Raw genomic sequence first — 26,931 nt, forward strand, 5'->3', positions numbered from 1 at the left:
TGTATAAGAGTCCGGAATGGTAGGCGGGAAGCGTTATTTCCTTAATTTATATCGAATGACACCAGGATGCGACGGTCAAACTAATGAAGGAATACCGAATAGGAAAGAGGTGTCCATACGATGAGGTTAAGCGGTTTTTTAGTTGGAGGATTGATTGGCGCGGTAGCCACCGTATATGTCTCCCGTAAACGACCAGGAGCTGTTGCTTGGGCTGCTAGCGCGATGTCTGATGTAAGCACTAAAGTGATAGGTAAATCCGTATCAAAAATGATGAATGGCAATTGGAAGCAAGAGGCTGCGGTTATGGCCCCAAAGCCTACAGACGATACCGCCGTAAAATCAGGAGCCGCTTGGGATCAAATTGAAGCAATTGTCAATAGTGACCCCGCATTGAAACAAGAAGCGGATAGCATTAGAGCGGAATCGTCAGCTGTAACACATTAATTCAGTTAACCAAAAAAAGAGTCGTAGGTACACTTTTTGCTTAAGTGCAAAGTGTTCAAACGATTCTTTTTTTTGGGCTATTATTAGTGCATTCAACGGACAGACATGATAAAGTAGTTACATAGCATGATTTGGTCGAAATGATCACATCTTACTAATAATTTCATACTTTATTACAACAGATGCTGCAGAGGAGGATCCTGTCATGAAAATCGAACGACTGAGTCAGGACAAGATAAGGATTTTCCTGACGTTCGACGACCTGCTGGAACGGGGGATCCAGAAGGAAGACATGTGGCGCGAAATTCCAAAAGTACACGAACTATTCAGTGAAATGATGGATCAAGCATATAGTGAACTTGGATTCGATGCCAGCGGCCCATTAGCGGTCGAAGTATTTGCTCTCCCCGCTCAAGGTATGGTCGTAATTGTCACCCGTGGTAAGATGCATAGTCATTCCGAGGATCGATCGCTAGAAGAGGATGACACGGAAGACGAGATATATGAGATGGAAGTAACGCTTGAGCAAAGTGATATCGTCATGTACGCATTCCGTGAATTTGAGGATGTTATTTCGGTTTGTAAGCAGCTTCAATCATCAGCCTTGACAGAAGATGGACAGTTGTATTCCTACAATGGGAAGTATATATTGGTGCTTGAGCCAGCGTTGATTGATTCAACTCGGCACAATGCGGTTATTGCGTTGCTTGCTGAATATGGCGAAGCCACATCGGTTACCTACGCGATGTTAGAGGAATACGGCAAAGTTATAATGGCTGAAGAGGCAGTACGAGAAATATGCAATCATTTTAAATATTAAAATATAAGAGGGTATAGCTACATTTATACGATACTTATATGTGAATGCATAAAAAGCACCAAGCAGATTTGACTTATCTGCACGGTGCTTTTCTTGTGTGAAATTGTTAGTTGAATTAGCGAATGATAACTGCCAATTTTTAATTATAGATAAAGGCGGTGTTTCGTATATGGCCAGAGCGTTGTATAATCAGGAGAGACGAGATATCGATTACGTGTTCGAAATCCATCGCACCAACAAAGTCGATATGCGGCTAGATGGCTGTATGGCTGGCATTAGATGAATGCTCAAGCCTCTCGATATTAGGGTTGGATGTGAGAAAGCAGGAACAAAATGCTACTACTTTCCGTTTTGACTGCCGCGGTCGCGCCAGGTGTCGCGCTGCTAACTTATTTATATTTAAGAGATAAGTACGATGTTGAGCCGATTCATATGGTCGTACGATTGTTTGTGCTAGGTATGTTAGTTGTTGTGCCAATCATGGTTATTCAACGAGGGCTAGAGCTCTGGCTAGGAGATCATACACTGCTATTCGCTTATGTAGAGTCGGCAGGAGTGGAAGAGTTTTTAAAGTGGTTTGTGCTTTATCATGTTATATTTAACCACACCGAATTTGATGAGCCTTATGATGGAATTGTATATGCAGCCTCGATATCGCTTGGCTTTGCGACGCTTGAAAATGTTTTATACGCCATTTATTCTCCGGCAACATTCGGAACGCTGCTTGCTCGTGCCCTGCTTCCCGTTTCCGGACATGCATTGTTTGGCGTTATGATGGGTTACTATTTAGGTAAAGCAAAATTTGCGCCAACGAACAAGGTACGTTATTTTTTAGCCATATCCTTATTGCTCCCTACATTTTTGCACGGAACGTACGACTGGATTATGATTACCCTTCGAACAAATTGGATGTGGTTTATCGTTCCGTTTATGATCGCGTTATGGATATGGGGCTTACGCAAGATGAACCATGCAAATTCTCGGTCACCTTTTCGATTCGTCGCTCGCGAGGATGAGATTAAACTATAAATGATCCGTCCATACTTACATTATATTGTAATGCCTCATAGGATGGCATTCGAATAATGGTAGCCTATGCTTACGAAGTAAGTTTTGCTGCTCGAAACTTTGTAGGAGGGACGTATGGAAGCTTTAAGAGTGAAGGTGACCATTAGGTGTAATGTGTGCGGTGAGAAGTTCGTACTGCGTGGACGACGAGAAAATGGCGCTGTCGATACCGGCTTCAAACAGTGTATCTGCAATAACAGAAACGACCTGGATATTGAAGAGCACGGTGTATTTTAAAGGAATGGCATATAATTGAATAAACGGATGCATAAAGCTCCCTTGGGCAAACCAAACTAACACCAAGTTTTGCACAAGAAAGGAGCTTTTGTGTTATGTACGGTCGACTCAGCTCAATTATGTTTCCGATAATGTCAATACTCTTCATTGGTGCCGCTTTTTGGGGCTATCAAGAGCATCAAGAAAAAAACACGATATTGATAAAGGCGGAGAACCAGTATCAACGTGCATTCCACGATTTAACCAATCATGTTGAGCAGCTGCATCAGCAGCTAGGTAATACGCTCGCGGTTAACTCTACCTCTCAGGCTTTCCATCGAAAAGGCTTGGTTAACGTTTGGCGGCTAACAAGCCAGGCTCAGAATGAGATTAACCAGCTGCCCGTAACGATGCTGCCATTCAACGAAACTAGCGACTTTTTATCACGTATTGCAAATTTCTCTTACAAGACAGCAGTACGGGATTTAACAAAGCAGCCATTAACGGAAGACGAGTTTAAAACGATGAAGACTTTGTATGCGAACTCCGAACAAATTTCCAAAGAGTTGATCGGCATGCAGCAAGATGTATTGAAAAACAAATTGCGATGGATGGATGTTGAACTTGCTATTGCGTCCCAACAATCAACGAACGACAATATCATTGTTGACGGCTTTAGATCTGTTGACAAGAAAGTTAGTGAATATCCAGAAATCAACTGGGGACCTTCTGTAAGCAGCATGTATGAGAAGCGGACAATAAAAACACTCAGCGGAGAACAAGTGACAGCAGAAGAAATTAAGAAAAACGCTGCCAAGTTTGCAAATGTTCCAGAATCAAGTATCCGTGTTGTTGAAAATGCACAAGGTACGGAATATGCCTCATTTTCCGCTATGGTAAATGAGTCTGACAACGGCAACAGAATACAGATGGAATTCACCCAAAAAGGCGGACAACTCATCTGGTTTATGAATTCACGTGATATTGGAGCTAAGAAGGTAGATTTGGACAAAGCGAAAGCAGCTGCTGATTCCTTCTTGGAAAAACATGAGTTAGCTGGCATGAAAGCAATCAGCTACGATGCATCCGATAATTCAGGAACATTTACTTATGTGAGCTCGCAAAGCGGCGTTCTAATCTACCCTGACAAGCTAACAGTTAAAGTAGCACTTGATAAGGGTGAGGTCGTGGGCTTGCAAGCAAGCGACTATGTATATGAGCATCATAAACGGAATCTGCCAAGTCCAATCATTACAAAGGCTGATGCGCGAAAAGCTTTGAATACCGAGATGAAAGTGACAAATGAGCAATTAGCGCTTATTAAAAACGATCTGGGCGAAGAGGTGCTCTGTTACGAGTATACCGGTAAAATTAATGGTAGTATTTACAGAGTGTATATAAATTCTGAATCGGGCCTAGAGGAATCAATCGAAGAAATGTCTCCGTATGATGTTAAGGCAGCTTCTGGCAAATAACGATATGGCTCCTCTTATTTTGACATGTTATAATGACATGTGAATGGGGGGAGCCAATTTGATGCCTAAAGTGAACCAAATGCTGTTTTATCATGTCGCTTCTTCGGACGAGCAGGAAAATATGATCGAATATAAATCTCGAATTGCCGATGAGCAAGAGGACAGTTTCCTCATTGAAATTCCGATCAATGAGAAGACTGGCCGATTCAAACGATTATTTCTAGGTGACGAGCTCTCTGTTTATTTTATTTCAGGAGACGGTGTTAAAAGCTTCTTTGATTCTCATGTACTCGGATTTAAAGAAGATGGCGTTCGATTAATTAAAATACTTAAGCCAGAACAAGATCGCATAACAAAGGTACAGCGACGAAGCTTCCTTCGTGTAGCAGCTGAGCTTGAAATAGCGATAAAAATGTCGAATTATGAACGTTTTGTTTGTAAAACTGATGATGTCGGCGGCGGCGGCATATCATTCATATGCGATGGCAAATGGCCGGTTCAATCAGAGCAGACATTGGAATGCTGGCTGCTGCTGCCCTTTAAGAACGGAAATATTGATCATGCTTCATTTACAGCAGAAATCGTTCGTGTAGTCGTGCTTGAATCAGGTCGAAAGCAAGTTATGATTAAATATACGATGATCAATGATTCGGAACGGCAAAAGGTTATACGCTATTGCTTTGAAAAGCAGCTGGAATTTCGAAATCGATGAATAAAAAGGTGTAATCAATGGAAAGATACCCTGAAATAGGAAGGGGTCAATCCATATGATTCGCAAGTTTTTAAGAAGAAAAAGAAATCGTAAGCAATTGCTGAGCTTGACGGAAGAAGTTAGTACTGTATTGCGGAAAATGATTATTACACTGCTTATTTTGTTAGTTTGTTCCCAGGTTGCACTACAAAATAATGAGATACGACAGTGGCTGACGGGTGTAGATCGGTGGGAAGGAACCCGCTTGAACTAGCACTCGGCTTTTGCATCTATGCATATAGTGTGGTATAATTTTCACGTTCGCAGGCAAAGCCTGCTTTTTTCTTGAGTGGTTAGCGTCGCATTCGTACATGCATACGGCCAGCCATCTCTACTAAAAGGGGGTTGACCGTACTTGATGCATCACGAAGGTGACAGCGATCGCATGAACATTGCTATTGACGGACCAGCTGGTGCGGGCAAGAGCACTGTTGCACGTAAAGTTGCCGAACAGCTTGGATATGTATATATCGATACAGGCGCTATGTATCGTGCAGTCACACTTTGTGCTGGACGTGCAGGAATTACGTCGGAACAGCCTATTGAACTAGGGAAGCTTGTGAAATCTCTAAAAATAGAGCTAGAGCCTGGTGAAAACGGGCAGTCCGTTTATGTTAATGGGGACAATGTAACAGATCAGATTCGTTCACGTGAAGTTACACTTCAGGTTTCACATATTGCCGCTAATGAAACCGTCCGTGAAGTTCTTAAAGACATGCAACGAAATCTTGCTTCACGCAAAGGCGTTGTCATGGATGGGCGGGATATTGGATCGCATATTTTGCCTGACGCAGAACTGAAAATATTTCTAACCGCAACGGTAAAGGAACGTGCGCTGCGTCGTTATCGAGAAATATCGAGCAGTCAATCCATAACGTTGGAGCAGCTTGAAACTGAAATTGCGGAACGTGATTCCTTAGACGAGCAACGTGACATTTCGCCGCTCATTTGCGCTTCTGATGCTGTTGTACTCGACAGCACCAATATGACAATTGATGAAGTAATAAACGCAATTGTTAAATTAAGCCGAACGAAATTGGCGGAGGCGAAGTAAACTATGTTATATCTGATATTCCGTTTTCTTTTGCGTGTCATTTACACGCTTTTATTCCGATTGGAAGCTAGAGGTGTGGAAAATATTCCAGCAACCGGCCCAGTCGTATTGGCCTCGAATCACCTGAGTCTGCTCGACCCGCCAACAGTAGGGGTCAAGGTTCGACGCAAGGTGCATTTTATGGCGAAAGAAGAATTATTCAAAATTCCTGTTTTCGGATCTCTCATAACGTCGTTCGGTGCATTTCCAGTCAAACGCGGCGGAGTGAGTAAGGATGCAATTAAATCTGCTATTAATCTTCTTAAGGAAGGTAAAGTAATGGGGATTTTCCCGGAAGGAACACGCAATAATCAAGCAGGAATGGCCAAAAAGGGCGCAGCTATGATTGCAATGCGAAGTGGTTCGGCGGTTGTGCCTGTTGCGATTATTGGAAGCTATAGACCATTCAGCAAAATGATCGTTTGTTACGGAGAGCCTATTGATTTTAAAGCAATTATTGATGAATCATCACCTGATATGCTTGAACAAGTAACAGACGCCATTATGACTCGCATTCGCGAGATTGCTGCAAACAATCATAAATAAGTGTTTTAAATGCTGCTTGCGCTCTAGGCGTATGTGGATTTAAATAAAGTTGGGGTATGAACTGAGGAGGTTATTTCAAATGTCAGAAGAAACTAATGTGCAAGAATCCGTGGCGGAAGAAGTAAGCCAAGACGCTTTGGATAATTTTGTGTCTTTGAAAAAAGGCGATTCTGTTAAAGGTACAATCGTCAAAATCGAAGATAACCAAGCTTATGTAAGCCTTGGATATAAATATGACGGTGTTATTCCGGTTCGTGAGCTTTCTGCTGTGCAAATCGAATCCGCTTCGGAAGCCGTTCAAATTGGTCAAGAGGTTGAGCTTAAAGTAGTTAGCATTGATGATGAGAAAGAAAAGCTTGTTCTTTCCAAACGTCAAGTTGACGGAGAGAAAGCATGGGATGAGCTGCAACAACGTTTTGAAAGCGGCGAAGTGTTTGAAGTTATCGTTGCTGACGTGGTAAAAGGCGGTCTTGTCGTAGATGTCGGCATCCGCGGTTTTATTCCGGCTTCAATGGTTGAGCGTCATTTCGTGGAAGATTTCAGCGATTACAAAGGCCGTACTCTTCGCGTAAAGGTTAAAGAAATCGACCGTGAGAACAACAAAGTGATCTTGTCACAAAAAGAAGTTCTAGATGCTGAGTTCGAGCAAAGCAAGCAGCAAGTTATGTCTGCTCTGCAAGTAGGCCAAGAGCTTGATGGAACTGTACAACGTTTGACACCATTCGGTGCTTTCATTGATATCGGTGGAATTGATGGGCTTGTACACGTATCTGAGCTTTCCTGGCAGCATGTAGCGCATCCAAAAGATGTTGTTGCTGAAGGTCAAGCGGTTCGCGTAAAAGTACTTAAGGTTGATGCTGCCGCTGGCAAAATCAGTCTTAGCTTGAAAGCTGCTCAACCAGGTCCTTGGGATGCTGCAGGTGGACAGTTCAATATTGGTGATATCGTAACAGGTACAGTTCGCCGCATCGTAACATTCGGAGCTTTCGTTGAAATCGCTCCTGGTGTAGAAGGACTTGTTCATATTTCCCAAATCGCACACCGTCATATTGCGACTCCTTACGATGTTCTCAAAGAGGGTCAAGAAGTACAAGCGAAAGTGCTTGACTTTAACCCTGCTGAGAAGCGCGTAAGCCTAAGCATCAAGGAGACAGAAGAAGCACCTGAGCAAGCTGCTCCTTCAGCTAGACCTGAAAGAGCTCCACGCTCACCGAAAATCGAGAAAATCGATAACCCGAACGTGAGCCTGAGCAATGAGAGCATGAGCTACTCTCTTGCAGAGCGCTTTGGAGATAAACTAAGCAAGCTGAAATAACAATTTTTGATATTGTACCCAGTGGGGCTATTTCTGTGGATATTCACAGGAATAGCTCTTTTTTTTTGGAGCATAATAGGGGGTACAAGAGGTGAAGAATTGTGAATCCAGGATATGTGTCATTATGGATTATCGTTATATTGATCATATTATTGGCTACAGGCTGGAAGCCTTATGTTGCTCCAGATTTTAGCCGGCGTTCGATCATCATATTCGGAATAGGAATAGTAGCTCTGCTTTCCTTCTCGATTTGGTGGGTACCGGTCAATGCATATGTACATGTGGAGCTGAATGCGGCTGCGCTTCTATTATTGTTTGCAGGTTTATTGGCTCTAAGTGACTCAGAGGAGTTGGGATACAAAGGATACTTATTATTATGCATTCTGATGATTATGGTCATTTGGGGCAGTCTTCGTAAAATGTACAGCTATGATCCTGTATTTTATTGGATTGGTCCCCTTTGGGATGCCCCGCTGCTTAGTGGTATTTTGTGCGGTGCTTTCACTTCAAAAGCGAAGCATCAATTCGGAATGATAGCTTGGGGAGCGGCACTCGGCGAGATGCTGAACGCATTTTTACAGGGTGTGTCATACACTGCGATGGTAGGTTCACTATCCTGGTGGGATAGCTTTTTGATTGCGATCGTAACGGCACGGATTTTCACTTTATTTCTTAAAGCGATCCGATTGGCTTTTGATAAGGTTAGTGAGATGCTATGGCATTATAAAGGGGGCCGTTCGTCGTAATGTATTCGTTTCTTGTGCAAAATAAATTGTTAATTGGTGTGCTTCTAGGGATGATATTCGGTATTGTCTCGCGACTGCTTATGCTTAGGACGGATTATCGCCAATATCCGACATATCCACATGGACGTATTATTCATATATCATTAGGAGTTATAGCCGCTGCGCTCGGGTCAGTAGCAGTGCCTGCGTTGTACAATAAGGATTATACAGCAATAACCTTTCTAACGTTGGCTGCACAGCAGTTCCGTGACGTTCGAAAAATGGAACGTGAAACTCTTACTAAAATAGACAGCTTGGAGCTTGTTGGCCGCGGTTCAACCTACATTGAAGGTATTGCTATGGTTTTTGAAGGCCGAAATTATTTAGTTATAATGACCTCCTTACTAACCAGCTTGTTTGCGATTATACTTAATGTATGGGTTGGTATCGTTGCAGGCGGGTTGTCGCTATTGCTGGTGGAAAAGCTTAAATCAGGCAAATCGATCGCGCATATTGCTTCGGTAAAGCCTGCTAAGGTTGTAGTTGACGGACCAGATTTATTCGTCGATAACATTTACATAATGAATGTTGGTTTGAAAACGAATCAACAAATTATTGCGGATAGAGGCATGGGGTTTATATTGACGCCTAATAACGCTAATGCGAAAATTACTTTAAGCAATCTTGGACAACGTCAAGCGATACTATATGATCTAGCTACAATACTGGGTGTATACCGAGATGATGGAGAACCCGCTCTTATCCCGATGGCTAAGCTTGATATGTTAGACGGCAGAATGGCGGTTTTTATATTGCCGCAGGAACAGGATTCGAGCAAAGGTCAAGCTGTTATTTTACGTGTTCCAATCTTGGAATCAGCTGTACGAATGCCAACCGAAGCATCGGTAAATAAGAAAGGAGCGGGCGAGCATGGCTAAAATCGTTGCCGTCGTTTCGATGAAGGCCGATAAAGTAGCAGGCGGTGCGCCGATTTTTTTAGTAGACAATGTTGAGAAGCTGCAGCAAACGTCTTTTCTTCTTGAGAAAATATTAGATGCCAGCGCGCATGATTTAAAGAACGGAACGATTATACTGGTCAACCACAAGTCAACCACAATAACATGAAAAGTTAGCCAAGAACGTAGTTTTTTGCTATGATGGTTAACGTGAGTATTTTTGAAGGAGTGAAAAGCTAACTATGGCAAGACCCGTAATAGCGATCGTCGGACGTCCAAATGTAGGGAAGTCCACTATTTTTAATAGGGTAATTGGAGACCGACTAGCAATTGTAGAAGATAAGCCTGGTATTACCCGTGACCGAATTTACGGTACTGGTGAATGGAATGGCAAGCCGTTCAGCATTATTGATACTGGCGGTATAGAAATTGATGGTGAAGATGAGATCATGAAGTCTGTCCGTATGCAGGCTGAACTGGCGATAGAAGAAGCGGATGTCATTATTTTTATGGTCGATGCCAAAACCGGTTTGACGCATGCTGATGACGAGGTTGCACAAATGCTGTTCCGCTCGCGTAAGCCTGTCGTTCTTGCTGTTAATAAAGTTGACAATGCTAACCGTATGGATGAAGTGTATGAATTCTACGGACTTGGCTTTGGGCAACCGATTGCTATTTCTGGCTCTCATGGACTTGGGATCGGAGATCTGTTAGATGCTGCGGCAGTACTGTTACCTGATTTAACAGAAGAAGAGTACGATGAAGATATTATTAAGGTTGCCTTGATTGGACGACCAAATGTCGGAAAGTCCTCCTTAGTAAATGCTTTACTCGGTGAAGATCGTGTAATTGTCAGTGATGTTGCGGGTACCACTCGCGACGCGATTGATACGCCTTTCGAACGTGACGGACAACGCTATGTTCTTATTGATACAGCAGGTATGCGCAAGCGCGGCAAGGTGTATGAATCGACGGAGAAGTATAGTGTAATGCGTGCTATGAAAGCGATTGAACGCGCGGATGTCGTCCTCGTGCTAATTAATGGCGAAGAAGGTATCATCGAGCAGGACAAGCATATTGCTGGATATGCGCATGAAGCGGGTAAAGCATCTATTTTTGTCGTGAACAAATGGGATATTGTTGATAAAGATGAGAAAACGATGCAAAACTTCTCGCAAAATATTCGAGACCACTTCCTATTCATGACTTATGCCCCAATCGTATATTTATCGGCGCTAACGAAACAACGTTTACAAAAACTGTTGCCCGTAGTAAACCATGTATCGGAGCAGCATGCGCTGCGTATCCAAACTCATCTACTTAATGATGTTATTTCGGATGCGGTTGCAATCAATCCACCGCCAAGTGACAAAGGGAAACGTTTGCGCATTAACTACGTGACACAAGTAGCGACTAAACCGCCTACGATCGTTGTTTTTGTTAATGATCCGTCGATTATGCATTTCTCATATGAGCGGTATCTTGAAAACAAAATTCGTGCAGCGTTCAATTTTGAAGGCACACCGATTCGTATATTCTCAAGACGGAAGTCTGAAGAAGATTAGGGGAGAAGAAGCTTGTTATACGGGGTTATCGCAGTTGCGTTAAGCTATTTGTTAGGCTCGATTTCTTTCAGTATTGTTATAGCGAAATGGGTCAAAGGGATTGATATACGCCAGCATGGCAGCGGCAATGCCGGGGCGACAAATACATTAAGAGTGCTTGGGAAAGGTCCGGGCATACTCGTGTTTCTACTCGATATCGCCAAGGGTGTAGGTGCTGTAGGCATCGGGCATTGGCTTGGTGATAATGAATGGATTCCGGCTCTATGCGGCCTAGCTGCGATTATTGGTCACAATTGGCCGATCTGGTTCGGCTTCAAAGGCGGCAAAGGAATCGCTACAACAGTAGGCGTAATAGCTACGCTTTCATTTGTGCCCGCGCTTTGCGCAGGCTTGGTAGCTATCGCAATTATTGCATTAACGAGATATGTTTCTTTAGGCTCGCTTTTATTTGCCGCTCTAACGCCATTATTCATTTATTTCTTTTATTTCTCAGTACCTTTGCTTTGTGCTAGTCTCATTATTTGTCTTTTTGCGTTCTTTCGCCATCGTACAAATATAATAAAGCTGCTGCAAGGGACGGAAAATAAGCTTGGCGCTAAGAAAGGAATGTAGCTTTACATGACAACGAATAGCTCAACATCAAGAGGACGTGCGGCAGTGTTAGTAGCAGGAAGCTGGGGAACGGCTCTTGCTTCTGTACTGGCAAACAACGGTTATCAGGTTATGTTATGGACACGGAATGAAGAGCAGGCAGACGACATCAACCAAAATCACGAAAATAGCAAGTTTCTTCCAGGCGTTAAGCTTCCAGAATTGATTCGTGCAACTACCGATATGAAAGAGGCGTTGCACTTAGCGGAGCTTGCGCTGTTTGTTGCGCCATCAGGAGCAATGCGAGAGGTTGCTAAGCAGGCGGCTCTACACTTGTTGCCAGAAACCTTATGTGTTCATGCTACGAAAGGGTTTGAGACGGAGACGCTTAAACGGATGACGACTGTTCTTTCTGAGGAGCTTGGTCGTTCCGTTGAGGAGCTTGTAGTTCTCTCTGGACCAAGCCATGCTGAGGAAGTTATCCGGAAGCAGCCAACAACGGTTGTGGTAGCTTCTGCCAATATGCAAGCAGCGGAGCAGGCGCAGGATGCATTAATGAATACACACTTCCGCGTGTACACGAATCCGGACGTGGTTGGTGTGGAGGTGTCGGGCGCAATCAAAAACATAATTGCTCTTGGTGCCGGCTTATCTGATGGGCTTAATTTTGGCGATAATGCCAAAGCGGCATTATTGACGCGTGGTCTGGCCGAAATTGGCAGGCTTGGCGCAGCTATGGGCGCGAATCCACTTACATTTGCTGGGCTTGCTGGAGTTGGCGATCTTGTCGTGACCTGTACGAGCAAGCATAGTCGTAATTGGCGTGCTGGCTACATGCTTGCTGACGGTACACCGTTAGATGAGGTGCTGAATAAGATGGGCATGGTTGTAGAAGGTGTAAGAACGACACGTGCCGCTTATGAGCTAGCAAAGCAGTACGATGTCGAGATGCCGATTACAACCCAACTCTATGAGGTATTGTTCGAGAATAAGGCGCCTAGGATAGCTGTAGAGCATTTAATGGGTCGTCTACGCACACACGAAATCGAAGAAATCAATTAGGACAGCGCCTACACCAAACCAATCTCCCAATCATATGATGCTAGGAATAAATTTTTGGGGGAGGTTGGGGGAATTGTCGAAGGATTTTTCTAAAGATATATTGAATTCGATTAACAAAAAGACCGGAAAAGGCATTTCCGAAAATTCAGTTAAGAAGCTTGCCAGCGGCGTAACAGCAGAAACGATGCAAAGCGAAGCAGAGCTAAGGAAGCTGATCAAGCAAGTATCGGAAATGGCTAAAATTAAAGTTTCAGAGTCAACAATAAATGATATCGTAAAAGCAGTTAAAGCGAGCGGTATGAACGCTAGTAATATGGAAGCATTAATGAAAATGATGATCAAGAAGTAATGGATAGCGACAAAAGCGAGGGACTGTACCGAATTTTCGTATTTGGTGCAACACTCTGTCTGCTTTTGTCCTTTTTTTTGTACGATGCTATAATGGTACAGAACTCATTATGATACAGATTAGGAGAATGAATTTTATATGGATGCTATGACTAAAATGTGGGTATCGTTAATTGGTATCGGCATGATGGCAATCGCGGCTATTTTGATTACGGTCGCTAGGACAAAAACTAAAGGAGTAGTAAAGTTTATTCTTTCATTGATCGCATTTATCATTTTAATAATAGGTTTTATTTGCGGACTGCTTTCTATAATCTAGTGTCGAGTACATATAACAATTGGATCATTCAAGCAGAGAAGGAGAAATTACACATATGATCGATTTGAAGGGGAGAACCAAAACTGCAATTGTCGAGGCGGAAGAGGGCTTGTCCATATTAGACCATGCCATTAAGCATAATGTGGATTGGAGCTTCTCGTGCACTCGCGGCACCTGTGCGCGCTGTCGCTGCCTTGTAACAGAGGGTAGAGACCAGCTGGAGGAAATAACAGACCAGGAGTGGGATCGTCTGGAGCCGGAAGAGTTCGAGGAAGGCTATCGATTAGGCTGTCAAGCTATTGTGAAAAAAGATGCAGGACCAATCGTGGCGATAAATAAAACTTATTTTTAACACATAGAGGCAAAGCAGCAGCGGTTTAATTCGTTTGCTTGTTTGTTCACTGCGAAACGTGAGCTGCAGCGCCAGAGGACGGCGCAAGTCGTTTACGCTTGGAAGGAAGTGCCGGCGATGACCGAAAATGAACGCATTCAAAAAGCGCTGGCTGCAATTATAAAAGCCACAGAATCAATGGATACAAGTTGGATAGTCGGAGGAAGCGCGGCATTAATGCTTAGGGATTTGCCGTTGCAAACTGAACCGCGTGACCTGGATATTTATTGTGATGATGAAGATGTTAACGCGATTTACCATTCATTAATCGCATATGCGATTGATGAGCCAACTATAAGCGTAACTGAAATCTATCGTTCGAAGCTATGCCATTTTAATATTCATGGAGTACAGGTTGAGCTAGTCGGGGGATTTCAGGTATCTGCTTTTGGATGCAAATATGTGACAAGCGTGAGAAAGCTGCTTCTCCCTTTTGCTGGTCAAATGGAGTTGTTGGAAGATTCACTGATAGCTAATGTAGTACCACTCGCTCATGAGCTTTGGTTTAATGCGCTGCGAGGACGTAAAGATCGGGTACAGCTTATCATTGAAGCCTTCGCTGACGCGCCCGTTATCCACGAGAATGCGCTCAAAGCTTTAGAAGCGAATAATTCGTTCACCGAGCTTGCAAAGCTCAGTATACGCCGCTGGATTCGTGAGAGAGAGGCAGGTGAGCTGTAATGGACGGTGAGGTGACCTTTTGGCCTTCTGGACGATCAGTTAAGGTAAGGCCTGGCACAACGGTATTAGACGCAGCACGAAGAGCTAATGTGACTATTAGAACGCGCTGCGGAGGGAAGGCTGCCTGCTTCATGTGCAAAGTAAACATAAGGCCGGGCAGCGAGCTGCAGCCTATCGCAGACGTGGAGAGAAGAAAGCTCTCTGGATTAGATGGCGATTCTGTAAGGCTCTCATGCCAGGCTAGAGTCGCGGGAAAGGTTGAGGTGGATGTTCCGCTCGATCCTCTTCGTGCGGCGGTAGAAAGACAGCTCGCCATGCAGGCGGAGCAAAACGACGATTTGTGGTAATTGGAGGAATATTGATGAAACGATCACGCAATCAAGCACAAAGCAGTCATTTTCGAATAATTGTTTCTAGTGTAGCTTTGTTAGTTGTGCTGTTTTCTCTATCTGGCTGTATGTATCCAAAGGATCAACTCAAACAAAATCAAATAGCTCCAAAGGAAGCGGTACGCAACGTGCAGGCAGCAGTTGATCAGTACAAAGAAGAGACAGGAATGCTGCCAATTAAGAATAGCAGCGTAGAAACACCTGTCTATGAGAAGTTCATTATAGATTTCGAGAAGCTGCAGCGAACCGGCTATTTAAGTGATATTCCATCAGCAGCATTTGAAAAAGGCGGCAATTATTATTTTCTTGTCATTGATGAGGAAACGAAGCCTCGCGTAAAATTAATGAATATTTTAGCTTACCAACAGCTAAATGATATTCAAAGCTGGGTGACTGCAAGCTTTCAAAGCAGCGGAAAGCTGCCCAAAGGCGAATTAATGTACCCTGGCTTTTATCAAATTGATTACAAAAGTTTAAACAAGAAGGCGCCAGTTGTTCTGAGCGTGTTCACCGGTCAAACCATTCAAGCGCTAGTCGATGATAACGGAATCGTCTATTCTGACTATGGCATAGATATTATGCAAGCTGTGGAAAAGAGCGGTAAGAAGTCATTCGATTCCAAGTTTGATTTACGCAAGCTGCTCGTTGACGGTTCAGATTTTGTACCAGTAAAGGCGCCGGCTTATCAATGGGTTAATAATGAGCCACAGGCTATTCAGCCTTAATACAAGCATTGTATTGCATAGCTAAACTTAAAAAAACTTTCCTTCAATCCAATTGAAGGAGAGTTTTTTTTGCTATTAATCGTCATAGTTGCACTCGATTGCTCATATAACTCAATCTTGGAAGGGAAGTTGGTTGACGGGTGAAAAAAGATTTAATAGAGGAAATCGTCATAATCGGAGTCTCGGAACATAAGATGTTACTAGTCCAAAAAGCATGTACGAGTTGCGTCGCTGGCCTGCCCTTTTGTCCGGTGGATGGCGGCGAACCGGAAAATCAATTGGGAGGGGATATTCAGTGGAGAAAGTAGACATTTTCAAGGACATAGCAGAACGAACTGGCGGGGATATTTACCTCGGTGTGGTTGGAGCAGTCCGGACGGGGAAATCAACGTTTATTAAGCGGTTTATGGAGACGGTTGTGCTTCCTAACATTGCTAACGAATCAGACCGTGTGAGAGCCGTGGATGAGCTTCCTCAAAGCGCCGCAGGTAAGACGATTATGACAACCGAGCCAAAATTTGTGCCTAACCAAGCTGTACAGCTCAAAGTTACCGATGGACTTGAGGTAAACGTGAGATTGGTCGACTGTGTAGGTTACGCGGTTGAGGGAGCGAAGGGCTATGAGGATGAAAATGGTCCTCGCATGATTACGACTCCTTGGTTCGATGAGCCGATTCCTTTCCAAGAGGCAGCAGAAATTGGAACGCGCAAAGTCATTCAAGAACACTCCACACTTGGCGTTGTAGTAACGACTGACGGTTCAATTGCTGAAATTCCGCGCAGCTCCTACGTTGTAGCTGAGGAACGCGTCATTAACGAGTTGAAGGAAGTTGGCAAACCTTTTGTGCTCATCATAAACTCAACTCGTCCTAAGGGCGAAGAGGCGCTTCAACTGCGAAATGAACTGCAGGCCAAATACGATATTCCGGTAATGACGATGAGTGTCGCTACAATGGGTGAGGATGAAGTTATTTCCGTTCTGCGGGAAGTACTCTATGAATTCCCTGTTCACGAAGTGAATGTGAATTTACCGAGCTGGGTTATGGTACTGAACGACAACCACTGGCTGCGCAGCAATTATGAGAGCTCCGTCCGTGACACGGTGAAGGACATTCGTCGTCTGCGTGATGTAGATCGAGTAGTAACGCAGTTCATGGAATACGATTTTATCGCTCGAGCAGGTTTGAGCGGAATGAATATGGGTCAAGGCGTAGCAGAAATTGATCTGTACGCTCCAGATGAGCTGTACGACCGTATTTTGATGGAGGTCGTCGGTGTAGAAATTCGCGGAAAGGATCACTTGCTGCAATTGATGCAAGAGTTCTCTCACGCGAAGCGGGAGTATGATCGTTTCGCGGAAGCGCTTGAAATGGTTAAGACGACTGGATACGGCATAGCGGCTCCTTCGCTTGCAGAGATGGCCCTTGATGAGCCAGAGCTTATTCGCCAAGGCTCACGCTTCGGTGTAAGGCTGAAAGCGACAGCACCATCTATCCATATGATTCGTGTCGACGTAGAGTCGGAGTTTGCTCCGATTATCGGTACGGAGAAGCAAAGCGAAGAGCTTGTTAGATACTTAATGCAAGACTTTGAGAACGATCCAATTAAAATTTGGGAGTCTGATATTTTTGGGCGCTCACTGCATTCGATCGTTAGAGAAGGAATTCAAGGCAAAATAGCGATGATGCCGGATAACGCGCGATACAAGCTGCAAGAAACACTTGGGCGCATCATCAACGAAGGCTCTGGTGGATTGATCGCCATCATTTTGTAAATGAAACGGTTGGATTGAACGAACAAGCTGCTTCCGAAACAGGGGCAGCTTATTTGTTTTGGCAGAAATGCACGTTAACACTTGAAATTGCTAATCGGCTGTATTACTATAGGTTTGTTCGGTCAAAAGGTATAATTTTGAATTTTTCGGTGAATAAGAGGGATAAGATAAGCTTTTTACTTCATAAATCTTAAGGTCCATGCTTACGAAGTAAGTTTTATTTCTTAAAACTTTAGGACCATGCTTACGAAGTAAGTTTTACTTTGTAAAACTTTTAAGGAGGTGAAACAATGAACAAAACAGATTTGATTGCTAAAGTCGCTGAGCTGACTGAACTTTCTAAGAAAGATGCAACAAAAGCAGTTGACGCTGTATTTGATGCGATCTCAGATTCGCTTCAAAGCGGAGATAAAGTGCAACTTGTTGGATTTGGAAACTTTGAAGTTCGCGAGCGCCAAGCCCGTAAAGGCCGCAACCCGCAAACTGGTGAAGAAATCGACATCGCAGCTAGTAAAATCCCTGCTTTTAAACCAGGAAAATCACTTAAGGACCTCGTATCCAATTAAGTATAAGCATGCAAGCAACGCTCGAGCGGTAATCGTTCGGGCGTTTTTTGTTTCATATATGCCGTAATGAGCGGATAAAGCCTTTTAGGCTTATCAATCGGCAAAGAGATTGCACAAATGATCGACTTCCACTATAATTCACATGGATAGTTTGCAATAACGGATGCGGAGGGATAACGATGGAGCCTACAAATAGCGAGTATATTATCGTAAGAGCAAAAGACCAAGGAGTTCAGGTCATCGGATTAACACGCGGTCACGATACTAAGTTTCATCATACGGAAAAGTTGGATAAAAACGAGATTTTGATTTGCCAATTTACTGATCATACTTCTGCGATTAAAATTCGCGGGAAAGCGGTCGTTATGACGAAATATGGTACGATGGAAACCGATCAGTAACTGAAAGAAATGAGCAGGCGCTGCCTGCTTTTTTTATTATCAGCCTGACGTGACTGAAGCAAGAGCGACGATTAAGCCAAGTGTTGAATATTCGACCTATCATGCTCGTACAATGATGTATGAGTCTTTTTTTGAATGACAAAGCTTGTGATACGGTCTGCGTTGGATATTTGAAACTTGGAGGTGCCTAATGCGCATCGGTAAACCGTTGCTATCGGCCTGTATGGCTGTTGTTGCTGTAACCCTAATTCTGTCTTGGCTGCCGCATGCGGCTTGGGAAAATCCGTCCACACGTCATGAAGTAGCTGTATTTCGTACAACTCCAGCCGTTCGATTAACAAACAGCAATTTAGTTGACGTGCTTGTAGGTGTCCAGTTAAAAGAACGGGTTGATAAAGTGGAATGGAATAATGCCATATTGTCGATCGATATTAAAGTAAGTACAGATGTTGGACGTCCATCAGCTTGGTTTGCTGATGTGGAGAAGCTGCTTCGCGTTGCTTTCATTCAGCTTGAAAACGTGAAAAGAGTGCTCATTCGAATGGTAGAGGATCGTTCGGAAGGCACAACGCTGCTGGCGGCAATTGATGTACGCAAAACAGATAGCTGGCTTATTAGCGATATGGACAATCTTGTAAACGCGGACCCCGTTCATGATGAGTTGTGGAGAAAAAGATTGAGAGTCAGTTTCACAAGCGCCTGGGAATACAGGTTCGGTCCTATAACGGGATTTACAGTAAAGCCGGTCTCAATAATCAATAACTGAAGCACAATATGTTGCAAAATGATAAACAAAGAGTCTGATTCATATGCTCTTTAAAAAAGTTGTGCTATAATAGTTTAGATTATTGAGCGGCGAGTTGCGCTTCTCTGTTCGGAGGCTTACCCCATGAAACCATACCGTATACCTGAAATAGCACAAAAGTACATTGAATATGACATGATTCAAGCACATACGGACTTGCCGGAGCTTCCGGATGCAAGGCTCCGTTTACTTTATGCTTTTCTTGATCAAGACCCATTGCTAGCTAAGCAAAGCGAGCTGTATACTCTCGTCATTTCACTTGTTCAGCTAGGAATGGATACCCATGATTTAATCGATACTGATTTAGAGCAGCGCCCGGAGCGTGAAATGCGTTCGAGACAGCTTAAGGTGCTTGCTGGCGATTATTTCAGCGCTAGCTTTTATCAACTGCTTGCACAGGCAGGACAGGTTGATATGATTGCGAAAATAAGCAATGCTGTCTGTGAAGTAAACAGACTTAAGGTTAATCTCTATATGCGGATGAGACAGCTCAAGCTGACCGCTGATGATTATTTAAGCTTTTCCGTACAACTTCGCAGTACGCTGTTTCAGCTGTTCTCAAGTCTGCTCGAAGGAACAATATCTCGAATATGGCCAGAGATGTTAGCTGGGGTAAGCAGATGTGAAGTTGTTCTTGAGGAATTAGAGCGCTGTGACACCCCAGTACGCTTTGATAAAAGCTGGGGTTACTGGCATGTCATGCAGGAGGGCACGGATGAGGAGCGCCTGCAGCTAGCTGGAGGCGTGAATGGGCCAGTCTTTATTAAGAGTTTAGTGGATAAATATCAAATACGCAGCTTGCTTACGGCTAAGCTGAAGCATTCAGCAGCTGCGCTGGAAGCAATTGCAGGCAAGCTGGAGTCGGACAAGCTAATCAAAGATCTGTCTGTGATTATTGATGGTCTGATATACAAGATGACAAGCATTACTCCTGCGCTAAACTAGACGAGGTGATATTAGAAAATGGATTCGAATTCTAAGAGTCATGTGCATGGCGTTTTTGAACGAATCGCGCCGCAATATGATTTTATGAACGATTTAATTAGCTTTCGCAGACATAAAGCATGGCGCAAGTTTACCATGAAGAAGATGAATGTGATGCCAGGCCAAACCGCACTGGATCTTTGCTGCGGCACCTGTGACTGGACAATCGCGCTTGCGGAAGCTAGTGAGACCGGTAAGGTGATCGGTCTTGATTTCAGTCAGAATATGCTTGATATCGGTGCTGTCAAAGTGGAGAAGCTGAGCTTGCAAAATCAGATTTCATTAGTACAAGGGAACGCGATGAGTTTGCCGTTTGAGGATAACTCGTTTGATTATGTAACAATTGGCTTCGGCTTGCGTAACGTACCCGATTACATGCAGGTGCTCAAAGAAATGAGACGTGTAGTTAAGCCAGGCGGCAAAGTTGTTTGCTTAGAGGTATCAAAGCCGACATGGCAGCCATTCAAAGGAATGTATAATTTATATTTCGAGCGTATCTTGCCGCTTATAGGTAAGCTTGTTGCCAAGCGCTTTGAGGAATATAAATGGTTGCCTGAGTCGTTAAAACTGTTTCCTGATCGCATGCAACTTGCAAAAATGTTTGAACAAGCAGGGCTGCAGCAGGTAATTGCCTTTCCTTTGACCGGCGGAGTAGCAGCGCTGCATATGGGGATAAAGGAGAAGGAATAGCAATGGTTCGCAAAATTGGCATTATTTTAGAAATGATTAAATTTGAACATACGGTGTTTGCATTGCCGTTTGCATTTATGGGAGCAATATTAGGCGCGGTAGTCATGGAGCAGCGTCTTCCTACATGGGAAGAGATTGGATGGATTACACTAGCGATGTTTGGTGCGAGAAGCGCGGCAATGTGCTTAAATCGTTTGATTGATAAAGCGATTGACTTACGAAACCCACGTACAGAGAATCGGGCTCTTCCAGCAGGCTTGCTCAAGTCAGCCGAGGTTTTAATATTTACGATTGTTTCATTTGTAATGTTATTCGTCGCGAGCGCTAATCTTGCGCCTATTGCGCTTAAGTTGATGCCTATTGCTGTTGTATTCCTAGTATTATATTCGTATACAAAACGGTTTACTTGGCTTTGCCACCTTGTACTAGGTTTTACGATTGCATTATCTCCGCTTGGCGGCTGGGTTGCAATCACAGGTGGTTTTGATGCTGCCGCATGGTTATTATACGGGACTGTGGCGCTTTGGATCGCAGGCTTTGATATCATTTATGCGACGCAAGACTTTGAATATGACCGCAATGCTGGTCTGCACTCAATACCCGCTCGTTTCGGAATTGCAGGCGCGCTTTGGATTGCTCGTTCGCTGCATATCGTTACAGCTATCGGTTTCATTACCTTGTTCTGGCTGACCGAGCTAAGCTGGATGTATCTGCTCGGCACGTTGATTTCAATCGCACTGTTGTTTTATCAGCACTGGCTTGTTCGTCCGAATGATTTGTCTCGTGTGCAAACGGCCTTTTTTGGAATGAACGGTACGCTTAGCGTCGTTTTGTTTATGTTTACGATCGTTGATTTGTTGGTGCTCCACCAATGGTAGAGACAATGGCGGCAGAATGTGAGAACCGATTGTTAAAACGATGGGTTGTAGGGATAACGGGAGCCAGCGGCTCTATTTACGGGATAAGGCTTATTGAGGAACTGCTGTGCAGAGGCTTCCAGGTTCACCTTGTCTTGACCGAAGCCGGCTGGCGTGTTCTGAAGGAAGAGCTGGGCTGGGAGACGGCACGCCGTTCTTCAGCGCTTGAACTACGCTTTGGCGAAGCACTTGCGGATGGAAGACTTGTCTTTCATCCGAATGCTGATATAGGGGCGAGCATAGCAAGCGGCTCGTTCCGTGTAGAAGGTATGGTCGTTGTGCCGTGCTCGATGGGGACGCTTGCGTCGATCGCGCACGGCATTTCCGATGATTTGATGACAAGAGCGGCGGATGTCATGCTTAAGGAGAATAGGAAGCTGCTGCTCGTTCCTAGAGAGACTCCGCTGCATGCTATCCATTTGGAAAATATGCTGACCTTGTCCCGTCTAGGTGTCAGGATGATTCCGGCGATGCCGGCTTTTTATTTTAAACCGCAATCCATGGATGAAATGATTGACTTTCTAGTAGGGAAAGTAATGGACAGCATGGGAATTGAACATGATTTGTACAGAAGATGGGGAGATGAGCAGAATGGGCTTTAGTCGCCCGATCACCATCGGTCGAATTGATTACGCGAATGCATGGCCGCTTTTTCACCAGTTTGAAAAACATGCAGACTTCAATAGCTATAAAGTTATCTCACGTGTTCCATCTGAATTAAATCGGATGCTGCAATCAAGTGAGCTTGATTTGTCTGCCATATCTTCTTTCTCATATGGTCAAAATGCAAAGGACTATGTTTTATTGCCGCATTTATCGGTTGGATCTATCGGCAATGTAAATTCGATCTTATTGTTTTTGAAAGAACCAATCGCAAACAAACGGCCGAAAAAAATTGCTGTAACCACGACTTCGGCTACATCAGTCAATTTGCTCAAAATAATAATGGAGATGCACTATGATTGTAAGCCAGAATATGTGACAGCAGAGCCTTTGCTTGACCGGATGCTGGAAACATCAGATGCAGCGCTAATTATAGGTGATCCGGCTATCCAAGCTTCGTGGGGAAATCAAGGGCTGCAGGTCATTGATTTGGGGCGTTTATGGAATGATTGGACTGGTCTTGGGATGACTTACGCGGTAGTTGCAGCCCGGAGAGAAGCAGTGGAAGCAGAGCCCGATGCTATCCAAGCGGTATATAATGCGCTTCTATCGTGCAAACAGTATAATAACACTCATCTTGATCCTCTGATTGCTAATGCTTGCGAACAGCTTGGCGGAGATACTGCTTACTGGGACATGTATTTTCATTCGCTTCAATATGATTTTGGAAGCAAGCTGCAAGAAGGGCTTGCTTTATATTTCCAATATGCGAAGCAGCTTGGTTTGCTTTCGTATGATGTTGCTTTTACTTTTTTGAAGACCAATCTGCCCAGTAGGTGAACGAATGAAACTACTTGACTTATATGCGAAGATGAAAGGTGATCTGAATCAAATCGAGCTGGAGCTTGAACGCAGCGTGTCTGATGATCATGTGCTTCTGAGTGAAGCTTCTTTGCATTTACTCAAAGCAGGCGGTAAACGCATCAGACCAATTTTTGTTTTATTAGCAGGAAAGTTCGGTGATTACCAGCTTGAAATAATGAAGCGGGTTGCTGTCCCTCTTGAATTGATTCATATGGCTTCCCTTGTTCATGATGATGTTATCGATGACGCGGAGACACGTCGCGGTCAGCTGACTGTTAAGGCGAAGTGGGACAATCGAATTGCGATGTATACAGGGGATTATATTCATGGCAAAGCTTTATCGATTGCGGCCCAGCTTCCGAATCCGCTCATACATCAAGTGCTGTCAAAGGCACTCGTACAAATGTGTGTCGGTGAGATGGAGCAAATACGTGATTTTTTCAACACAGAGCAATCTGTACGTAATTATTTGCTGCGTATACGGCGCAAAACAGCGCTTTTAATCGCGATTAGCTGTCAGCTGGGTGCAATTGCGGCGGGCACGGATCGGGAGACTGCAAACAAAATGTATCGTTTTGGATATAATGTTGGGATGGCCTATCAAATACGTGACGATTTGCTGGATCTTTATGGTACAGAAAAGCAAATTGGCAAGCCTCCAGGCTCGGATATGCGCCAGGGTAACATTACGCTTCCGGTCTTAATAGCTTTGCAGGATACACGTATTCGACAGTCTTTATTGCATGAGATAAATTCCATTCGTGAAAATAATGGACATGCGGATACAAGCCGCGCGATTGAAATGATTCGTAAAAGTGGAGGCGGAGACCTGGCTGATCAGCTAGCCAATCGTTATATTCAAAAAGCTTTGCTTGCTCTAGAAGGATTACCAAGCATTACAGCGAAAAAGAATTTAATTGATATTGCGCATTTTGTTGGGAAACGTAATTACTAATGAATTGAATATGAGAGGATGGATTAGCGATGGAAAGAACTTTTCTTATGATTAAACCAGACGGTATACAGCGTGGATTAATAGGTGAAATAGTATCGAGGCTTGAAAAGAAGGGACTGCAGCTGTCTGCAGCCAAATTCATGTTCGTTAGTAGGGAGCTTGCTGAGACTCATTACGAAGAGCATCACGGAAAAGTGTTCTATGAGCCGCTTCTTGATTTTATTACTTCCGGTCCGGTGTTTGCTATGGTATGGCAGGGAGACAATGTAATTGCTTTGACACGTGCGCTTATTGGGAAGACGGACGCTCTTGAAGCGCTGCCTGGCACGATTCGGTCCGATTTTGCGGTACATACAAACTTTAACTTGATCCATGGCTCAGACTCAGCAGAAAATGCGGAAAGAGAGCTTAGCAATTTCTTCTCGCCAAATGAGCTTCTCAACTATGAACACACAATACAGCGGTGGATTTAGCTCTAACAACCGTTAATGATGGAGGATTTAATGGTGGAGGATCGAGATTTTGCACAATTTATCGTTCGAATAAAGCAAAAGACCGACATCGATTTGTCGCAGTACAAAGAAGCTCAAATGAAACGAAGACTAACAACGCTTCGGATGAAACATGGGTACCAAACCTTTGATGAGTACTGGAAGGCTATGGAGCAGAACCGAAGCTTGTTGAATGAGTTTCTGGATCGGATGACGATTAATGTATCTGAATTTTGGAGAAACCCATCAAGGTGGGAAGTATTGCAAAATCGCTTTTTCCCTGAAATGATGAGATCCGCCTCCCCAATCAAGGTTTGGAGCGCGGCTTGCTCAACTGGAGAAGAGCCATACACTCTTGCAATGATTTTAGCAGAGCTAGGAGCGCTGCAGCGTACAACGATGCTTGCAACCGATTTGGATACGAATGTATTGCAGAAAGCAATGGAAGGCAGTTATTTGGAGCGTTCATTACGCGATGTGCCTTCTGTATGCAGACAAAAGTATTTTAAAGAAGCAGATGGCGCCTATCATATATCGGATCATTTAAAGCAATTTATCCAATTCAAGCAGCAAAATTTACTTCATGATTCATTCGATGCTTCCTTTGACTTAATTGTTTGCCGCAATGTTATGATTTATTTTACAGAAGAAGCGAAGCATTTGTTGTATCATAAATTTTCGAATGCGCTTAAACCAGGCGGATTGCTGTTTGTGGGCAGTACGGAGCAAATTTTCTCACCTGCGGTTTACGGTTTTGAGACAGCAGATACGTTCTTTTATCGGAAAGTATAATTACCATGTATATCGATTTCCATCTTCTCCTATACTAGTCATAACCGAAGGGACTTGGAGGATGAGCTTGAGATGGATAAGCGTAAAGTAATAGCCGCCTACAGGCGCGGATTTATTTCGATTCAAGAATGTGCGCAAATTATTGGCGTGGACAGCGGACAAATGATAAGGCTTGTTAATGATCCGCTGCTCGTGAACGATGGAACGGCGCTGCTCAAGAAACACTCTGTTAACAGCTAGTATTGTGAAATAGAACGAGGCTGACTTGTTTGTCTTCTTAGAAGGCGTTCAAGCAGCCTCTTTTTATTGGACATAGGCGAGCTGGAAGCGGCGTGAATTCTTGTCAAACCGCAGGCGCTGTACTATAATGAGCAAAGATGTTTAGTGCAGTAAAGCATAGCAGGCGCTTATAGGCTTGCCTTGAAGGAGGAGCTTTGGTTGAGTTTAAGGTATTTGACAGCGGGAGAAACCCACGGTCCCCAATTGACGGCTATTATTGAAGGGCTGCCAAGCAATTTAACAATTGATTTCGAGGAATTGAATTTTCAGCTGCATAGACGCCAGAAGGGGCATGGCCGCGGTCGTCGTATGCAAATCGAGAAAGATACTGCCAACATTGTAGGAGGCGTACGTCATGGTAGAACGACTGGTGCTCCTGTAGCGCTAATTGTTGCGAACAATGACTGGAAGCATTGGACCTCCGTTATGAATATTGAACCGATTGAAGGAAGCGATGAAGAGAAGCGCCGTGTTCACCGTCCGCGTCCTGGTCACGCTGATCTGAATGGCGGTTTGAAATACGATTTGAAGGATCTGCGCAATGTGCTGGAGCGCTCTAGCGCCCGTGAAACAGCTGCTCGTGTCGCTGTAGGGGCGGTAGCTCGTCAATTTCTAGCTGAATTCGGCATTAAAGTGGCAGGACAAGTTATTCGCATAGGTGAGATCGAGGCGCCGGCGAATCAGCTTTCTGTTGATGAATTGATTCGTTTAACAGAGGAGTCTTCAGTTCGTGTCGTAGACAAGGAAACTGAGCAGAAGATGACCGAATATATTGATCAAATTAAAGCGGAGGGCGACTCGATCGGAGGCGTGGTGGAATGTATCATCGAGGGCGTGCCAATTGGTCTTGGCAGCCACGTGCAGTGGGATCGGAAGCTGGATGGTCGCATCGCACAGGCCGTTGTTTCGATCAACGCGTTCAAAGGCTGTGAAATCGGTATCGGCTTTGAAGCGGCTAAGCTGCGCGGCTCGCAGGTCCATGACGAAATCATGTACGACGCTGAGCGCGGCTACCATCGCGCGAGCAACCGCCTTGGCGGCTTCGAGGGCGGCATGACTAATGGAGAACAAATCGTTGTAAGAGGTGTAATGAAGCCGATTCCGACTCTTTACAAGCCGCTTCGCAGCGTTGACATTGATACGAAAGAGCCGTTTACCGCTCAAGTTGAACGTTCAGACAGCTGTGCAGTACCTGCCGCTAGCGTCGTGATGGAGCATGTTGTCGCTTGGGAAGTTGCGAAGGCGTTCCTTGAGAAATTCGGCGGAGATTCCATCGAAGAAATTCGCGCTAATCTTAATAATTATTTAGAACAATTAGGACGGTACTAAG

36 protein-coding genes are annotated in these 26,931 nt (G+C 44.2%); all 36 read left to right on the top strand.

The features are described from left to right. Positions 1-120: 120 nt before the first annotated feature. Positions 121-444, top strand: a complete 324-nt coding sequence (locus AC0YN7_RS13705; protein WP_475810565.1) for a hypothetical protein — start codon at positions 121-123, stop codon at positions 442-444. A gap of 205 nt (positions 445-649) precedes the next feature. Continuing rightward, positions 650-1,264, top strand: a complete 615-nt coding sequence (locus tag AC0YN7_RS13710; RefSeq protein WP_475810566.1) for a genetic competence negative regulator — start codon at positions 650-652, stop codon at positions 1,262-1,264. A gap of 97 nt (positions 1,265-1,361) precedes the next feature. Further along, positions 1,362-1,547 carry a hypothetical protein gene (locus tag AC0YN7_RS13715; RefSeq protein WP_475810567.1) on the top strand — a complete coding sequence of 62 codons (186 nt, stop codon included), beginning with the start codon at positions 1,362-1,364 and terminating at the stop codon, positions 1,545-1,547. Positions 1,548-1,597: 50 nt separating this feature from the next. Beyond that, a complete protein-coding gene (gene prsW / locus AC0YN7_RS13720) occupies positions 1,598-2,293 on the top strand; it encodes a glutamic-type intramembrane protease PrsW (protein WP_475810568.1) in 696 nt (231 codons plus the stop codon). Between the two features lie 371 nt (positions 2,294-2,664). After that, positions 2,665-4,023: a germination protein YpeB gene (ypeB, locus tag AC0YN7_RS13725; protein WP_475810569.1), complete on the top strand. Its 1,359-nt coding sequence runs from the start codon at positions 2,665-2,667 to the stop codon at positions 4,021-4,023. Between the two features lie 61 nt (positions 4,024-4,084). Further along, entirely contained in the window at positions 4,085-4,735 is a 651-nt protein-coding gene (locus AC0YN7_RS13730; protein WP_475810570.1) for a flagellar brake protein, read from the top strand. Positions 4,736-4,790: 55 nt separating this feature from the next. Beyond that, entirely contained in the window at positions 4,791-4,988 is a 198-nt protein-coding gene (locus tag AC0YN7_RS13735) for a hypothetical protein (RefSeq protein WP_475810571.1), read from the top strand. 144 nt (positions 4,989-5,132) lie between these two features. Continuing rightward, positions 5,133-5,828: a (d)CMP kinase gene (gene cmk / locus AC0YN7_RS13740; protein WP_475810710.1), complete on the top strand. Its 696-nt coding sequence runs from the start codon at positions 5,133-5,135 to the stop codon at positions 5,826-5,828. A 3-nt stretch (positions 5,829-5,831) separates the two neighbouring features. After that, positions 5,832-6,413, top strand: a complete 582-nt coding sequence (locus AC0YN7_RS13745; protein ID WP_475810572.1) for a lysophospholipid acyltransferase family protein — start codon at positions 5,832-5,834, stop codon at positions 6,411-6,413. Positions 6,414-6,492: 79 nt separating this feature from the next. Further along, on the top strand, positions 6,493-7,728 hold the full coding sequence (gene rpsA / locus AC0YN7_RS13750; protein ID WP_475810573.1) for a 30S ribosomal protein S1: 1,236 nt from the start codon (positions 6,493-6,495) through the stop codon (positions 7,726-7,728). A gap of 101 nt (positions 7,729-7,829) precedes the next feature. Continuing rightward, entirely contained in the window at positions 7,830-8,474 is a 645-nt protein-coding gene (locus AC0YN7_RS13755) for a YphA family membrane protein (RefSeq protein ID WP_475810574.1), read from the top strand. After that, positions 8,474-9,391: a YIEGIA family protein gene (locus AC0YN7_RS13760; RefSeq protein ID WP_475810575.1), complete on the top strand. Its 918-nt coding sequence runs from the start codon at positions 8,474-8,476 to the stop codon at positions 9,389-9,391. The genes AC0YN7_RS13755 and AC0YN7_RS13760 overlap by 1 nt, the downstream gene beginning before the upstream one ends. Then, entirely contained in the window at positions 9,384-9,578 is a 195-nt protein-coding gene (locus tag AC0YN7_RS13765; RefSeq protein WP_475810576.1) for a capping complex subunit for YIEGIA, read from the top strand. Before AC0YN7_RS13760 ends, AC0YN7_RS13765 begins: the two co-directional genes overlap by 8 nt. Positions 9,579-9,651: 73 nt before the next feature. Continuing rightward, the gene (der, locus tag AC0YN7_RS13770; protein WP_475810577.1) at positions 9,652-10,974 is read left to right on the top strand and encodes a ribosome biogenesis GTPase Der; all 1,323 of its coding nucleotides are present in this window, start codon (positions 9,652-9,654) and stop codon (positions 10,972-10,974) included. Positions 10,975-10,986: 12 nt separating this feature from the next. Then, positions 10,987-11,586, top strand: coding sequence for a glycerol-3-phosphate 1-O-acyltransferase PlsY (gene plsY, locus AC0YN7_RS13775; RefSeq protein WP_475810578.1), 600 nt, complete (start codon positions 10,987-10,989; stop codon positions 11,584-11,586). 6 nt (positions 11,587-11,592) lie between these two features. Continuing rightward, positions 11,593-12,627 carry an NAD(P)H-dependent glycerol-3-phosphate dehydrogenase gene (locus AC0YN7_RS13780; protein WP_475810579.1) on the top strand — a complete coding sequence of 345 codons (1,035 nt, stop codon included), beginning with the start codon at positions 11,593-11,595 and terminating at the stop codon, positions 12,625-12,627. A gap of 73 nt (positions 12,628-12,700) precedes the next feature. Beyond that, entirely contained in the window at positions 12,701-12,976 is a 276-nt protein-coding gene (locus AC0YN7_RS13785) for a stage VI sporulation protein F (RefSeq protein WP_475810580.1), read from the top strand. A gap of 138 nt (positions 12,977-13,114) precedes the next feature. Then, positions 13,115-13,294, top strand: a complete 180-nt coding sequence (locus AC0YN7_RS13790; RefSeq protein WP_475810581.1) for a DUF2768 family protein — start codon at positions 13,115-13,117, stop codon at positions 13,292-13,294. Between the two features lie 55 nt (positions 13,295-13,349). Beyond that, the gene (locus AC0YN7_RS13795; RefSeq protein WP_475810582.1) at positions 13,350-13,646 is read left to right on the top strand and encodes a 2Fe-2S iron-sulfur cluster-binding protein; all 297 of its coding nucleotides are present in this window, start codon (positions 13,350-13,352) and stop codon (positions 13,644-13,646) included. A gap of 117 nt (positions 13,647-13,763) precedes the next feature. Beyond that, complete coding sequence (locus AC0YN7_RS13800) at positions 13,764-14,366, top strand: nucleotidyltransferase family protein (protein WP_475810583.1); 603 nt, start codon at positions 13,764-13,766, stop codon at positions 14,364-14,366. Beyond that, a complete protein-coding gene (locus AC0YN7_RS13805; protein WP_475810584.1) occupies positions 14,366-14,713 on the top strand; it encodes a 2Fe-2S iron-sulfur cluster-binding protein in 348 nt (115 codons plus the stop codon). The genes AC0YN7_RS13800 and AC0YN7_RS13805 overlap by 1 nt, the downstream gene beginning before the upstream one ends. Positions 14,714-14,727: 14 nt before the next feature. After that, the gene (locus AC0YN7_RS13810) at positions 14,728-15,480 is read left to right on the top strand and encodes a hypothetical protein (RefSeq protein ID WP_475810585.1); all 753 of its coding nucleotides are present in this window, start codon (positions 14,728-14,730) and stop codon (positions 15,478-15,480) included. Positions 15,481-15,775: 295 nt separating this feature from the next. Then, positions 15,776-17,254, top strand: coding sequence for a stage IV sporulation protein A (spoIVA, locus tag AC0YN7_RS13815; RefSeq protein WP_475810586.1), 1,479 nt, complete (start codon positions 15,776-15,778; stop codon positions 17,252-17,254). A 290-nt stretch (positions 17,255-17,544) separates the two neighbouring features. After that, the gene (locus tag AC0YN7_RS13820; RefSeq protein ID WP_475810587.1) at positions 17,545-17,820 is read left to right on the top strand and encodes an HU family DNA-binding protein; all 276 of its coding nucleotides are present in this window, start codon (positions 17,545-17,547) and stop codon (positions 17,818-17,820) included. A 179-nt stretch (positions 17,821-17,999) separates the two neighbouring features. Continuing rightward, positions 18,000-18,221: a trp RNA-binding attenuation protein MtrB gene (gene mtrB, locus AC0YN7_RS13825; RefSeq protein WP_475810588.1), complete on the top strand. Its 222-nt coding sequence runs from the start codon at positions 18,000-18,002 to the stop codon at positions 18,219-18,221. A 190-nt stretch (positions 18,222-18,411) separates the two neighbouring features. Next, positions 18,412-18,987, top strand: a complete 576-nt coding sequence (locus AC0YN7_RS13830; protein WP_475810589.1) for a hypothetical protein — start codon at positions 18,412-18,414, stop codon at positions 18,985-18,987. 123 nt (positions 18,988-19,110) lie between these two features. Next, on the top strand, positions 19,111-19,971 hold the full coding sequence (locus AC0YN7_RS13835; RefSeq protein ID WP_475810590.1) for a heptaprenyl diphosphate synthase component 1: 861 nt from the start codon (positions 19,111-19,113) through the stop codon (positions 19,969-19,971). Between the two features lie 18 nt (positions 19,972-19,989). Then, a complete protein-coding gene (locus tag AC0YN7_RS13840; RefSeq protein WP_475810591.1) occupies positions 19,990-20,700 on the top strand; it encodes a demethylmenaquinone methyltransferase in 711 nt (236 codons plus the stop codon). A 2-nt stretch (positions 20,701-20,702) separates the two neighbouring features. Further along, complete coding sequence (locus tag AC0YN7_RS13845; protein ID WP_475810592.1) at positions 20,703-21,578, top strand: UbiA-like polyprenyltransferase; 876 nt, start codon at positions 20,703-20,705, stop codon at positions 21,576-21,578. Next, on the top strand, positions 21,572-22,219 hold the full coding sequence (locus AC0YN7_RS13850; protein ID WP_475810593.1) for a UbiX family flavin prenyltransferase: 648 nt from the start codon (positions 21,572-21,574) through the stop codon (positions 22,217-22,219). The genes AC0YN7_RS13845 and AC0YN7_RS13850 overlap by 7 nt, the downstream gene beginning before the upstream one ends. Further along, on the top strand, positions 22,209-23,060 hold the full coding sequence (locus tag AC0YN7_RS13855) for a menaquinone biosynthesis protein (RefSeq protein ID WP_475810594.1): 852 nt from the start codon (positions 22,209-22,211) through the stop codon (positions 23,058-23,060). Before AC0YN7_RS13850 ends, AC0YN7_RS13855 begins: the two co-directional genes overlap by 11 nt. Positions 23,061-23,064: 4 nt before the next feature. Further along, entirely contained in the window at positions 23,065-24,039 is a 975-nt protein-coding gene (locus tag AC0YN7_RS13860; protein ID WP_475810595.1) for a polyprenyl synthetase family protein, read from the top strand. A 29-nt stretch (positions 24,040-24,068) separates the two neighbouring features. Beyond that, a complete protein-coding gene (gene ndk, locus AC0YN7_RS13865) occupies positions 24,069-24,512 on the top strand; it encodes a nucleoside-diphosphate kinase (protein WP_475810596.1) in 444 nt (147 codons plus the stop codon). A gap of 30 nt (positions 24,513-24,542) precedes the next feature. Then, entirely contained in the window at positions 24,543-25,322 is a 780-nt protein-coding gene (locus tag AC0YN7_RS13870) for a CheR family methyltransferase (protein WP_475810597.1), read from the top strand. A 72-nt stretch (positions 25,323-25,394) separates the two neighbouring features. Beyond that, on the top strand, positions 25,395-25,562 hold the full coding sequence (locus AC0YN7_RS13875; RefSeq protein ID WP_475810598.1) for a hypothetical protein: 168 nt from the start codon (positions 25,395-25,397) through the stop codon (positions 25,560-25,562). A 198-nt stretch (positions 25,563-25,760) separates the two neighbouring features. Continuing rightward, on the top strand, positions 25,761-26,930 hold the full coding sequence (gene aroC / locus AC0YN7_RS13880; protein ID WP_475810599.1) for a chorismate synthase: 1,170 nt from the start codon (positions 25,761-25,763) through the stop codon (positions 26,928-26,930). The last annotated feature ends 1 nt before the right edge of the window (position 26,931 follow it).

This window comes from Paenibacillus sp. J31R122, assembly GCF_056269185.1.